The sequence below is a fragment of the Ruminococcus gauvreauii genome (assembly GCF_025151995.1).
Classification (GTDB): Bacteria; Bacillota; Clostridia; order Lachnospirales; family Lachnospiraceae; genus Ruminococcus_G; species Ruminococcus_G gauvreauii.
In genome coordinates this window covers 3,967,981-3,982,558 of record NZ_CP102290.1, presented here as the reverse complement: position 1 = coordinate 3,982,558, position 14,578 = coordinate 3,967,981, and the positions used below count along the sequence as shown (strand labels likewise).

The window sequence follows — 14,578 nt, the reverse complement described above, 5'->3', positions numbered from 1 at the left end:
ATGGTCTTTGTGCTGTTTGCAATTTTATTGCCATTTTTGCAACGAAATTGGATTTTATTCACCAAATCAACAGCTTGCAATGATGTTATATTACATTATACAGGCGATTTTTACTTTTTGCAACATTTATACCAATAGTGGCAAGTTGAGTTTTTGTCAATTTTATTGACTTTTCTTGATTGATATTTGCACTTCTTCCTGCTATACTGTATACAGGAGGTATTGTACATGGAATTTTCTGAAAAATTATCGGCGTTGTTATCCCTTACCGCCACAAAAAATGTGATGCTCGCCCGTGCACTGGATATAGATACCGCACAGATCAGCCGCCTGAAAAAGGGAACCCGTAAAATGCCCGCCAGACTCTCTCTGATCCAGGACATTGCCGGTTATTTTGCCGGCCGTTTTGACAGTGAGTATCGTCTCTCGGCACTTTATGAACTCACGGGAGACGCGCGCCTGCACACAAACATAGATGAACTGATGCTTACAACAATCATCTATGAATGGCTGATCGCTCCTAACTCCGCCCCCAAAAGCCAAATAAGCCGTTTTCTTGACCGTTTCGGCACATTTTCCATGGAGGATGTCAAAACAATTTCACCTAAACCCGATGCCAAACAACTTACACTCGAAGAAACCGGTTTTGTTGCATACTACAACAACGAAGGAAAAAGGCAGGCCGTGCGTGAACTTGCCGCTTATCTTCTCTCTCTTGATATGCCCTGCACGATCCGTGTATTTACAGACGAGTGTATGGATTGGATCATCGAAGATAACAGCTTCACGCGTGAATTAGCAGGACTAGTCAGACAGTGCGTGCAAAAAGGCTGTAAATTTCAGCGCATTCAGCCACCCGCACAAAATTCGGAGAGTATTTTCCGCTCTATTGAACGCTGGCTTCCCGCTTACTTCAGCAATGCACTCAAGCTGTTCTACTACCCCTGGTCACGAGATGATCTGCACCGCCGTACTATCTTTGTGGTACCTGGATATGTCGCTCTGCATTCCGACTCGCTCAGCGGCCAGAAGGAAACACCCATGACCGTTCTTACCACAGATCCCATGACAGTGCAGCTTACAGACGAACACTATACCAGAATCTTAGAGAGATGCCGCCCCGCGATGGCGGTCCATACTGCGGACACAGCTATTAAACCCGCTGACCGATACGAACGGATATCTTCCGTAGAAGATAGTGCCATTTGCAAACCCAGCATGCTTTCTATCCTCGCCATTCCCCCGGATTTGCTCACAGGAATCTGCAGGCGCGGGACGGCAACCGTGCAGAGAATGTTTGAAGATTATGCTAAAAATGCCCAGGCACGGGCAAGAGTTTTGGAAACCAGTGTAATCACAGACATTCTTTGTTTGCCTGATCTGAATGATGTATTGCAGAACGCTGTTCCAATTCCGGGTACGAGAATCTCCCCGACCGATTGGCTGTACTATACGCCGGAAGAGTACCGGATGCATTTAGAATATATCCTGTGGTATATGGAAACTTATTCCAACTATCACGTGATACTTTTAGACAAGCCGTTACTTGATAATATGACTGTATATGTAAAAGGAAACTGCTTTGCTTTATTGATTCGTGAAAACGATCCTTTTGCACTGTTCGAGGTTACAGAGCAGGCTTTGATTTCTTCACTGCATGAACATTTATGGCGTCTCATAAAAGAAACCCCTCATACGGACTCCCGCCAGGCAGTAATCAGACGCCTGCGCAATGAATTGCAGAAACTGGTCTGATCATTCTTTTCCTTTCTCCCGGAAGCATTAAACCCGCAAAAGCACATCACTACAGTGCCTTTGCGGGTTTCTTTCTTTCCCTGGAATCATCTATTTGACAATCTCCTGTACCCGCCCAATCATAAACCTGGCCGAAAATAGTACAGTGGATATCATTTAACGTGTCTAAATGGAATTTCTCGTCTAACAATACACAGTATACCGGGGACTGCAAGCGAACTACCCGGCATATTTATTCCTCTTCCCTGTCCATGATAAAGTTGTGCAGGACCTGAAAAAGCCGCTCCGGTTCGATAGGTTTGGTCAGATGTGCATTCATACCGGCCGTCTTACTCTTTTCTATATCGTCGTCAAAGGCGTTGGCAGTCATAGCGATGATGGGGATGGTCTTAGCATCGGTATTACTCATATGCCGGATATTACCAGCCGCCGTCAGCCCATCCATCAAAGGCATCCGGATATCCATGAGGATAGCGTCATAAAAACCCGCCCCGGATTTACTGAACTGCTCAATGGCACGAAGGCCGTTTTCTGCCGTGTCCACGGTAAAGCCCTTGCTCTCAAGCAGAACTGTGGCCACCTCGGTGTTGATGGCGTTGTCCTCTACTAACAAGATTCTGCGCCCGGAAAAGTCAAATAAAACAGGCTTATCCCTTTCATCATGTTCTTCTTTTTCATCCAGTATCTTGGAAAAGGCAGAAATCAGGGAGGATTTGAACATAGGCTTGCTCATCAGTAGATTGACGCCTGCCAGCCTGGCCTCATGCTCAATGGAGGCCCAGTCGTATGCTGTCATAATGATGATGGTGACCTCCGGCCCGACAATCTCCCGGATACGCCGGACAGTCTCGATACCGTCCATTTCCGGCATCTTCCAGTCGATGAGGATCATATCGTAATGCCGTCCGGCCTCCCAGCGGTTCCGGACCCGCTTCAACGCCTTACGTCCGCTGTCCACCCATTCAGCGATAACCCCCATTTCCGTCAGGGTAACTACCGCACTTTCACATACCGCCACGTCGTCATCCACCACCAGGGTTTTCAGGGCGGTGAAATTGTGAACTGCCTTTTTGCTGCGACGGAGTACTTCTTCCTCTGTAACTCCCAGAGGGACATCCACTGTAAATTCCGACCCGATCCCTTTAATAGACCGGATAGTAATCGTTCCGCCCATCATATCCACGATGTTCTTTGATATAGACAGACCCAGACCAGTACCGCCGTACAGGGCTGTGGTTCCAACAGACTCCTGTGCAAAGGGTTCAAATATGCTTTGAAGGAAATCTTCACTGATCCCGATACCTGTATCGTTGATAACAAACCGCAGCATAGCGCCGCTTCTGGTTTTTTTACGCAGCGCGGTAGAAAAGACAACCTTCCCTCCCTCGCCGGTGAACTTAATGGCATTGGACAGGATGTTAAGCAGGACTTGCTGGAGCTTCATGGCATCCCCAAGATAAAAATCGTCCAGCGCGGGATCCACAATGCATTCGTAATCCACGTCCTTTGCCGATGCCTGGCTGTAACAGATGGCATTTAATCCGTTGAGAAAATCCTCTGTCGGTATTTTCTCATTTTTCAGCAGCATTTTTCCGCTTTCAATCCGGCTCATATCCAGGATGTCGTTAATCAGCGAGAGCAGGAACCGGGAGGATATGCCGATTTTTGAAATACAATCAGCCACATGCTCATTGTCTCCTATAGACTGAGCCGCAATAGCACTCATGCCGATGATGGCATTCATAGGGGTGCGGATCTCATGGCTCATGCGGGACAGGAAATCCGTCTTGGCCGCATTGGCCTGCTTTGCGGCGGTAAGGGCGGCAGTTAACGCCTCCCTCTGCTGCTGTTCCTGACGGATGATGTCTGTAACATCGGTACAGGCAATACACACCCGGCTCAGTTCACGGTTGATATAGAAAACCTGATACCGCTTACTATGAAGATCCCCCTGTGCTTCCCTCATCCCTGCGGTAAAACTATAACTGGCCTGATGATCCAGTTCCTGTTCTATGTAGGCAGTATCCAGTTTTGAAATATATTCCTGCCGGGCCTCCCCCTCCATGTAACGCTCTGCAACCAACCTGACCGCCGTCTGGAACCGGCCCTCAGCCGGCACCTTATCTTTCACTTCCGGTTTGTACGAGACCATCCGATAGGTATCCCACCGGATATTGACTTCCATAATGTATTCGTAGTCCAGTTCCGTTACCTTGTCCAGGAGCTGCTCCTGCAGCCGCTGCTCTGTCACATCCATAGTATATAAGAATGCAATCACGTCACCGCTTGCCGGATGCTTATGGAACCTGCAATTCGTCCTGCTCCAAAACAGTTCGCCATCTTTGCGTTTCCTCAGAAATTCAAAATGGAGATCCGTCTTCCCGGCTGCAAAGCCGTCCAGCACCTGCTTCTTGTCCAGTGCGGCCCTAAGACGCTCTCCGTATGCCGCATCTGCCGCTGAGTCTGCCATCCTCTGGATTGTCCGGTCATACTTGTCCCCCGTTCTGGATATTGCAATCGTATCCGGAGACTGGTAATTCTCCACCCTGTTCTGCGTAACATTCACCCTGCACTGGGCACTACCCTCATCCGAAGCCGCATTGGCAAAGTGGGACAGTTCCTTCTCGTAGAGCTCCCGGATGCGGTCCTGAAGCTGCTTTTCCTCTGTGATATCCACAAAGACGCCATATACATACATATTCCCGTCATCTTCCGTAAAGAGCTGGGCTTTCAGCGAGATCCATCTGACTCCACTGTCCTTACAGAGCAGCCGGTATTCACCCTGGATAGCTCCGCCGTCTGTTCCAATCTGACTCCTCATGCCCTCAAAATCTTCCGGATGGAGCACACTGGCCATCTGGTTTCCCATCGCCGCAAACTCCTCCATCGTATATCCCAGATACTCATACAGGCCTTCGTTTGCGCTGATAACAGAAAAATGCCTGTCATACCGGCAGCGGAATACTGCGCCGGGGACGTTATTATAGAGGTGCATGACTTCAGCCTGGGCATTTTGACGTACCCTGATTTCCTCCTGAAGCTCCTCCGTCCTCTCATCTACCAGAAAGCGCAGGTTCTCGTATAAATAGGCATTTTCCAGCGAGATTGCAAGCTGTGCCGCAATGGGCATCAGGATCTCCTTCCTCTGCTGGTCAAAGACACCGGCGGCCAGGTTATTTTCCATATACAGGATACCCTGTATTTTGCCCTTGCTGAGTATAGGCATACATAAGACCGACTTACAGTGACACTTCTGTATGTGAACATCCTTTCCATACATCCTGGATCTTTCCGCATCGTCTAAGATCACTGTCTCTGATGTTCTTCCCGCATACATGACGATACTGAGGGGAATCTCCATATCGTCTGCCAGTCTTTTAGAAACAATGCAGGTTTTCTTAGACCCGGAATGACCTTCCGCCTGTACCGCATATCCGGAGTCCGTCTTGACGAGGTAATAGATATTTTGTGCTCCGGCGCATTCTAACAGGCTGTAAATCAGTTTCTCCAATATGCCTTCCATCTCTAATTCTTCCGAAATGGCCTGAGATGCCCTCAGCACAGAGTTCATATCCAGCGAGGCAGCGGTACGGATCATTTCGTCAGATAAGGTGTAATTCCGGTCACCCTCAGACTCCCGGTGGCGCTTAAGCTCCGGGTGGTCCTGTCTCATTCTGGCGCATTTCCCTTCCGCCCCCCAGGAGGAATACAGATGGTAGGTACTACGCAGGTAATGCTTTGCCGCTGACTTTATCCCCAGTTTCTCATATCTCAGTGTAATTACATCGCTGATGATGGCGTGATGGAGGCCGCGGTTATGCTTTCCTGCCGCTTCCAGAGCCTCCTCATAAAGCGGAAGGGCCTCACCGATTTTGCCGCAGACTGCCTTGTATTCCGCCTCGATCACAAGATACAGATGACCGAAATTGCAGAACACATCCTCACTGCGTTTCTTCATCCATTCCTGATTTTCCTTCAGGATTCCCATAAGCTCCTGCCTTACTTCCGGTGTGCCGCCATATTCTTTTATTTCCAAGACCTGACAGATAGACAGGGAATATAAAAAGTTATGAAGCGCCACATTGTAAAAGCTGGAAACATGGCGTAACAGCGGTATCGCATCCCGGCACAGCTGGAAGGCAGTCTGGTAGTCCCCGTATATCACGGCTGTCAATGCCCGTATCACATAAAAATAGCTTTGTGCCTGCAGATTGTGCTCAAATTGCTTTCGATACTCCTGTTCGGAAAATCCGCCCCCGTCAAAGCTGCCGGAGAGAGAAAGTTCTCCCCTTAAGCTTCTGCAAAGCTGACCAAAATTATAAAAGGTTCCCAGCGCATGATAATTTCCGGTCTTTTTCGCAAATTTCAGCGCAGGCTCCACTTCATTCCACAGTTCGTCCACATTGGCGGAACTTTCCACCGCCGCCATCATTGCACTATAATACCCATAACATGCATACTCAAAATCGCCCATCTGAGCGTTCCCCTTAATGGACTCCTTTGCATAAGGAATTTCATTGGCTACATCTTCAAACCAATGGCAGGAATGCAGCGTAAACAGGCAGTAAATACAGTAAATCACCTCACGGTACTGGTGTTTCTCAGCAAGCTGCATCGCTGACCAGGCCGCCTGATAGGCGGTCCTGTAATCCCCGCGCAGCTCACCCAGCGGCATAATCAGATTGGCATACATCTGCAGGGCATACGGGGTATAGCCGTACCGGAACAGACGCCTTGCAGCCGCGATTACCGTCCAGTAGGAGTAGCCGGGGTTAAAGAATATGGCTGGGCCGCATAAACGGCAGAATAATTTGCCGATTCCTGCTTCCCATGGGTCTTCGGCTGCTTCTATATTCGATATATTCCCATCCCCAAGAGCCTCCCATTCCTGATAAAACAAATCCATCTCTTTTTCCATGGTGGGTTCAAAATCTTCCCGCGGAAAAGAAACCCCTAGCTTTGACAGAAGTGCAATCCCAATCTCAAACGCATCCTCATACCGGCCTCTGTTGGAAAAACTGGAGATCTGCATACAACAGCTGTCTACCAGTTCAGCAGGGTTGTCCACCATATCACAGAGCAACCCATAGATACGGTCACATTCCCTGACTTTTACCAGATTGCACAGCACGGTATGGTATTCGGTATAAACCCGGGTCAGAAACCTGCGGTTTACCGGCTTCTTAAGTTCCGGCTGTGCTAGAAGAAGCTCCAGATAATGAGCTGCCGTGTCAAAGGCCGACACAAGCCCGCACCGGTTCGCAGCCTTTAACAGAAGCTCCTGTATCCGATGCCTTTCGCCAGTATCCGTCACTCTCTGCATCCCCTTGGCGTAATGATCTGCAATTTCAAACAGCCGTTCATCCATATCCCCCTCTAAAACCGCCCGCTTCTCATATCGTTTTGCAATCTGATAGTGAACCTGCATCCTTTCCTGCGGGGACAGGACTGTATAGAATACCTGCTGAAACCGGTCATGGGCAAACTGGAACCTGGACTGACGGCCGGTTTTCGCATTTTTTTCTATGGGATAGACTGCCTCCTGCCCGACTGCCACTACCAGCTTCCTGTTAATTTCCTCCTCCGGCTGGCCGCTGACAGCTGACAGATCCTCCACAGAAAAGCTCTGTCCGAGGCATGCCCCAAAGGGAAGCAGCGACAAGGTATCCTCTGAGAACTGGTCAAGGTTTTCTGCAAGAAAGTCCACAACATTCTCCTGCGCAGGTAATGCCTGTATCTTCGCCTCATTCCCGTCCCAGCTTCCATTTTCCATATTCAAAACCAGATATCCCCGGGAATGACAGAGGCGAAGGAACTGCTTGATATAGAAGGGATTTCCTCCTGTTTTCTTATAGATAACCTCTGTCAGCCCGGTCATCTCTTCTGTACTCTTATGAAACAAGTCAGCCACCATCTGTACGGCGCTGCCTGCGTCCAGCCCTTTTAAGTGAATCTTCGTGACACGTCCGCCCCACTGTACGATTTTATTCAGGCTGTGGATAACCGGATGCTCATCACTCACTTCATTTTCCCGATAACACATGACAATCATTAAATGACCAAGTTTCTCATTCTTAAAAATCTCCTCAAGCATTTCCATAGAACCCATGTCTGCCCGGTGCACATCGTCTAAAAACAATACCAGCGGGTGCTCCGGGGAAGCCAACAGAGACAGAAACTTTTCCAAAACCGCCTTAAAACGCGTCCGTTCCTCCAAAGGCCCCATATCCTCAAGTGCGGAATAAACCTCTGTGAGCAGGGACAGCTCCGCCACCTTGCCGGTCAGCAAAACCGCGTCATCTCCTAATGTTTCCGTCAGTTTCTCCTTCCATTCCCGGATGCTCTCTTCCGTCTCCAGCAAAATCTGACTGCAAAACTGTTTTATGGATTCAAAAAATGCAAAATATGGTACATTGGCGTGATACTGGTCAAATTTCCCCTGAAGGAACATGCCGCTTCCCATCAATGCCTCTCCCTGAATCTGATTGACCAGGGAGGTCTTTCCAATGCCGGAATACCCGCTGATCGAAACAAGGATTTTGGAACCGGACGTTACTGCCTTATAGTCATTCTTCAGCTGCATAATCTCAGCTTCCCGTCCGTACAACTGACGGGTGAACTCAAAACGCCTGCTGAAGTCCCTTTCCCCAAGCACAAATTCCTGTTCTGTGCGGCACCGTTCCAAATCATAAAGCAGACCATCACAGCTTACATAGCGGTCTTTCGCCATCTTGGACAGAAGCTTGTTTATGACCGCTGCCAACATGGGCGGCAGATTGGGCAAAAGGGAGCGCAGATCCGGCGGTTCCTTCGCCATATGGCAAAACACCAGCTCTGCGGGAGTTTCTGCCTCAAATGGACAATGCCCTGTAAGCATCTCATAAAAAGTAATACCCAGGGAATAAAAATCAGCGCGGTAATCCAGCTCCGCATTTACCCGCCCGGTCTGTTCCGGTGCAATATAAGGAAGGGTCCCTTCTATGTTGCTAAGCCTGGTTCCGGACATCCTTTCATGCAGATATACTGTGGATATACTGAAGTCTAAAAATACGGCGCGGTCAGTCACCGCGTCATATATGATATTGGAAGGATTCACATCTTTATGGATAATCCCCGCTTCATGCAGGTCACGCAGTCCTGTCACCAGCTGCCTGGCAATCCGGTAGAAGTCCGTCATTTCCAAAGCACCCTGCTTTAGCATCCTGCTAAGCGTAATCCCCGGGTAATACTCCTCCGCCAGATAATAGCGCCCGTCTATCACCACCTCTCCTACGGCTTTCGCCGCATGGGGGCTGTCTGCCTGCTGCATGACCTGATATTCATGCTTCAGCCGCTCAGCCGCTTCCGCTGACATCTGCTCCTGCCCGCCTGTCTTTAAGACTACCGTTCGGCCCGTGCCGCATTCTTTCCCGCGCAGGACTTTGCTGGACGGAGAATCATATAAAATTTCTATGATTTTATACGGATGCTTCACCCCATTCTCCCCCGGATAATCCTCTTTTTTCATTCCTTTCATTCCATCCATGACAGACTGTCATCCTTTCCGCTATCCCCCGCAAAGGAATAGTAATTTTTCTCACTTTTTTTCACGCAGTACATCGCCTGGTCCGCTTGGGTGAGAAGGCTCTTTTCGTCCTGACCGTCCTGCGGAAATACGCTGATGCCTATGCTTGCGGTCATCTGAACTGTTTGATCCGCCGAAATCAGGAATGGCTGTCGGATTTCATTGAGAATCCGCATACACACATGCCGGATCTCATCCTCATCTGCAATCCCGTTTAAAATCAGGACAAACTCGTCGCCTCCTATGCGGGATACCGTATCACTGCTGCGGACAGCATGACACAGACGCCTTGCGGCCTCAGTCAGCACCAAATCTCCCTTATCATGCCCATAGGTATCGTTAATATCCTTAAATCCATCCAGATCCATGTAAAGTACCGCAAGCTTTTTCCTGCCTGTTTCTGCCTTCAGCAGCGACTGTGACAAAATCTCATAGAGCAGCCGACGGTTGGGAAGTCCTGTCAGGGAATCAAAATTTGCCATACGCTCCAACTTCTTCTCCGCCTTTTCACGTACCTTGATCTCCTCCTTGAGCGCCTTCGTCCTCTCATCTACCAGATAGCGCAAATGTTCATACAGATATGCATTTTCTAATGAGATGGCAAGCTGTGCCGCAATCGGAAGCAGATTTTCCTTCCGCCGCTGGTCAAAGACTCCTGCCGCCAGATTATTTTCCAGATACAGGATGCCTTTCATCTCTCCTTTGCTGAGTATGGGCATGCACAAGACTGATTTACAATGTTTCTCTTTTATATGGACATCCTTCCCATAGATCCGGGAGCTTTCCGCATCATCCAGGATAACCGTCTCTGATGTCCTCTCCACAAACGAAACAATACTGAGAGGAATCTCCCTGCCCTCTGCCGGACGTTTCAATATAATGCAGTCATCCTTCAGTCCGGAATGTCCCTCTGCCTGTATCTCGTATTCGGATTTCTTTCTGTTTACATAATAAATATGCTGTGCCCCGGCGCATTCCAGAAGGCTGTAAATCAACTTTTCCAGGATCCCTTCCAATTCCAGTTCTTCCGAAATGGCCTGGGATGCCTTCAGTACAGACTTCATATCCAGTGATGTGGTGGTTTGGATGGATTCCCCGGACAGGGTCGTCTGCCGGCTTTCTTCCGACTTCAAAATACCCGCCAGCTCCGGATAATCCTGCCTCATTCCGGCACATTTTCCCTCTGCGCCCCAGACAGAATACAGCCGGTAGGTGTTCCGCAGGTAATGCCTGAATACGGATTTGACTCCAATCCTTCTATACCGCTGTGCCGTCACACCGCAGATGATCGCTTGATGCAGGCTGCGGTTATGTTTCCCTGCCGCTTCCATGGCGCACTCATAAAGCTTAAGAGCCTCCCCGATACAGCCGCAGACCGCCTTTTGCTCTGCCTCAATTAAAAGATACAGATGTCCGAAATTACAATATGCATCCCCGCTTCGCTTTTTCAGCCAGTCCTGATTATCTTTCAGAACTTTCAGAAGCTTCTGCCTTTCTTCCTGCCGGTCCCGGTACTCTTCTGTTTCCAGAACCTGGCAGATGGACAGGGAATATAAAAAATTATGCAGCGCCACATTATAAAAACCGGAAACATGAGACATAAGCGGCACCGCGTCCCGGCACATCCGGTACGCCGTCCGATAGTCTTCGTATATCACAGCCGCCAAGGCCCTGATCACATAGTAATAGCTGACTGCCTGCCGGTTATGCGTGAATTGCTTTAAGTGTTCCTGTTCGGAAAATCCGTCCCCGTCAAAGCTGCCGGTATAGGAAAGCTTCCCCCGCAGGCTCCTGCAAAGCTGCCGGAAGCTGTAAAAAGTCCCCAGAGCGTGAAGGTTGCCGGTTTTTTCCGCGAACTTCAGCGCAGGCTCCACCTCATGCCACAGCTCATCCACATGGGATGAATGATCAACGGAAGCCATGATCAGACCATAATACCCATAACTTGCATACTCAAAATCGCCCATCTGGATATTTCCTCTCACAGACTCCTTTGCATATGGAATCCCATTGGAAATATCCTCAAACCAATGGCAGGAATGCAGCGCAAACATACAGTACATGCTGTAGATGACCTCCCGGTACTGGTGCTTTTCCGCTATCTGTATCGCTGCCCTTGCCGCCTCATAGGAAGTCCTGTAATCCCTGCGTGCCTCTCCCAGAAGCATCATAAGATTGGAGTACATCTGCAGGGTATGGGGCGTATAACCATGCCGCAGCATACGCCTTGCAGCCGCAATTACCGTCCAGTAGGAATGATGTGGCTTGAAGAAAAAGAACGGTCCATAGATGCGGCACAGCAGCTTGCCGATTCCCCGCTCCAATGGGTCATTGGCTTCAGCCAGGTTCCGGATCCCCCTGTCTCCAAGGGCTTCCTGTTCCTGATAAAACAGTGCAATTTCCCGTTCCATGGTCGATTCAAAATCCTGATGAGGAAAGGAAACCCCCATCTGCTCCAGCAGCGAAAGGCCGATGCGAAAGGCCTCCTCATACTCGCCTCTGTTGCAGAGGCTTGATATCTGCATACAGCAGCTGTCAACAAGCTCGGCCGGGTGTTTCACCATATCGCAGAGCAGTCTGTAGATGCGGTCACATTCGCTCACTTTTACCAGATTGCACAGCACCGTATGGTATTCCATATAGGTCCGGATCAGAAATTCACGGTTTTCCGGCTGCTCCAGTTCAGGCTGAGAGAGGAGGAGCTCCAGATAGCTGGCGGCGGTATCGAAAGCCGATACGAGCCCGCACCGGACCGCCGCCTTCAGCAGCAATTCCTGTATCCGGCGACTTTCATTAAGATCTGCCGCCTCCTCAATTCCCCTGGCATAATGATCCGCAATCTCAAACAGGCGTTCCTCCGAATCCCCCTCTAAAACTACTTTTTCTTCACAGCGTTTTCCGAGGCGGTAATGGATCCCTGCTCTTTTCTTCGGAGACAGAACCGTATAAAATACCTGCTGGAACCGGTCATGGGTAAACTGGTATCTTGTCTGCCGGCAGGTTTTCACATTCTTCCCAATCGGAACAACAGCCTCCTGTCCGACCGCCACAACCAGCCTCCTGTTAATCTCCTTCTCCGACAAACCGCAGACAGCTGCAAGATCCTCCGCGGAAAAGCTCTGTCCAACACATGCTCCAGCGGAAAGCAGAGACAATGTTTCCTCTGAAAACTGGTCCATATTTCCCAGAAGGAAATCGACAACATTCTCCCGGGCAGGACAGCTCTTTATCCCCGCTTCGTCCCAGCTCCAGACTCCGGTATCCATATCCAGATTAAGATATCCATTCGTGTGGCAAAGCCGCAAAAACTGCCTGATATAAAATGGGTTTCCTTTTGTTTTCTTATAGATAATCTCTGCCAGCCCGGATGTTTTCTCCGCTTCCGTCCTGAATATGCCGGCCAGCATCTGTGCAGTGCTCCTCGTTTCCAGCCCCTTTAAATGAATCTGTGTGACACGGCAGCCTCTCTGCACGATTCTGTTCAGGCTGCGGATCAGCGGATGCCCGTCACTGACCTCATTTTCCCGGTAGCATACGACAATTATGATATGACCAAGTTCCTCATTTTTAAATATCTCCTCCAGCATTTCCAGAGACCCCATGTCCGCCCGGTGTACGTCATCCAAAAATAATGCCAGCGGATGCTCCGGCGAAGCCAATAGAGACAGGAACTTTTCTAAAACTGCCTTAAAACGCGTTCGTTCCTCTAAAGGCCCCATATCCTCCAGCGCCGGATAAGCCTCTGTGAGCAGGGACAGCTCCGCTACCTTACCGGTAAGTAAAACCACGTCGTTTCCTAATGTTTCCGATAGTTTCACTTTCCATGCCCGGATGTTTTCTTCCGTCTCCAGCAAGATCTGACTGCAGAACTGTTTTATGGCTTCAAAAAATGCAAAATACGGCACATTGGCGTGATACTGGTCAAATTTCCCCTGAAGGAACATGCCGTTTCCCATCAATGCCTCCTCCTGGATCTGATTGACCAGAGAGGTCTTTCCAATACCGGAATATCCACTGATTGAAACAAGGATTTTAGAACCGGATGCCGCCTCCCTATAGTCAGTTTTCAGCTGTACAATCTCTTCTTCCCGCCCGTACAGCTGATGGATGAACTCAAAACGCCTGCTGAAATCTTTTTCCCCGAGTACGAATTTCTGTTCTGTGCGGCACCTTTCCAAATCATAAAGCAGCCCGTCGCAGCTGACATAGCGGTCTTTCGCCATCTTGGACAGAAGTTTATTAATGATTGATGCCAGCATCGGCGGAATGCCTGGCAAAAGGGCACAAAGATCCGGCGGCTGCTTGGCAATATGTGCAAATACCATCTCCGCGGGAGTCTCTGCCTCAAATGGGCAATGACCTGTAAGCATCTCATAAAAAGTAATACCCAGGGAATAAAAATCAGCGCGGTAATCCAGTTCAGCATTTACCCGCCCGGTCTGTTCGGGAGCTATGTAGCGGACGGTTCCCTCTATATTGTCAAATCTGGCCCCTGTCGTCTTTTCGTGAGAGAAAACCGAGGATATGCCAAAATCCAAAAATACGGCGCGGCCGGACTCTGCGTCATATATGATATTGGAAGGGTTTACATCTTTATGAATAATGCCCGACTCATGCAGGTCACGCAGACCCTGTACAAGCTGTTCTGCAATCCGGTAGAATACAGGCATATCAAGGGCGCCCTGTTTTAACATTCTGCTAAGCGTAACCCCCGGACAGTATTCTTCCACCAGATAGTAACGGCCGCCTATCATGGTCTCTCCAAGGGCTCTTACCACATGGGAACTGTCCGCCTGCTGCATAATTTGATATTCATGCTTCAGCCGCTCCAGCGATTCCGGCGTCATCTGCTCCTGTCCGCCGGTCTTTAAGACTACCGGGCGATCCGTATCACATTCTTTCCCACGCATGACTTTGCTGGATAGCGAATGATAAATGATATCCAGATTTTTATATCGGCGATTATTCATGACACACCTTTATCCTTTCCACGGCAGACATCTTTATCGCTGGGTTCTAAGCAAACATCTCGAACACTTAATGATAATTGTTGTCAATTTAATTGACTATATATGAAAGACACTTACTATAATGGTTATAGTCTACTCGATTTACTTCCGAAATTCAAGCGTTGAACCTTAGAAAAAACATTCTTTTATGGAACCTTTAAAATATTTCATCATTTTCAATGACACTCTTTTGTCATTCTTCATGCAATTATCACGAATTTATAATTTTACAAAGGGAAAAAGGGATCCT

The 14,578-nt window shown here is 49.0% G+C and carries 3 protein-coding genes; 1 reads left to right on the top strand and 2 read right to left on the bottom strand.

What is annotated here, in order from left to right; genetic code table 11:
• The first annotated feature begins 228 nt into the window (after positions 1–228).
• On the top strand, positions 229–1,755 hold the full coding sequence (locus tag NQ502_RS18585) for a hypothetical protein (RefSeq protein WP_028527960.1): 1,527 nt from the start codon (positions 229–231) through the stop codon (positions 1,753–1,755).
• A 232-nt stretch (positions 1,756–1,987) separates the two neighbouring features.
• On the opposite strand, the gene NQ502_RS19550 is transcribed toward NQ502_RS18585, so the two are convergent.
• Positions 1,988–9,280 (bottom strand): response regulator, encoded by a 7,293-nt coding sequence (locus NQ502_RS19550; protein WP_083963182.1) that lies wholly within the window; start codon positions 9,278–9,280, stop codon positions 1,988–1,990.
• A complete protein-coding gene (locus NQ502_RS18570; RefSeq protein WP_028527959.1) occupies positions 9,268–14,289 on the bottom strand; it encodes a diguanylate cyclase domain-containing protein in 5,022 nt (1,673 codons plus the stop codon). The genes NQ502_RS19550 and NQ502_RS18570 overlap by 13 nt, the downstream gene beginning before the upstream one ends.
• Positions 14,290–14,578 lie beyond the last annotated feature (289 nt).

Coding starts and splice junctions, on each gene's coding strand:
- NQ502_RS18585 (WP_028527960.1), top strand. CDS start 229: ATGGAATTTTCTGAAAAATTATCGGCGTTGTTATCCCTTACCGCCACA.
- NQ502_RS19550 (WP_083963182.1), bottom strand. CDS start 9,280: ATGGATGGAATGAAAGGAATGAAAAAAGAGGATTATCCGGGGGAGAAT.
- NQ502_RS18570 (WP_028527959.1), bottom strand. CDS start 14,289: ATGAATAATCGCCGATATAAAAATCTGGATATCATTTATCATTCGCTA.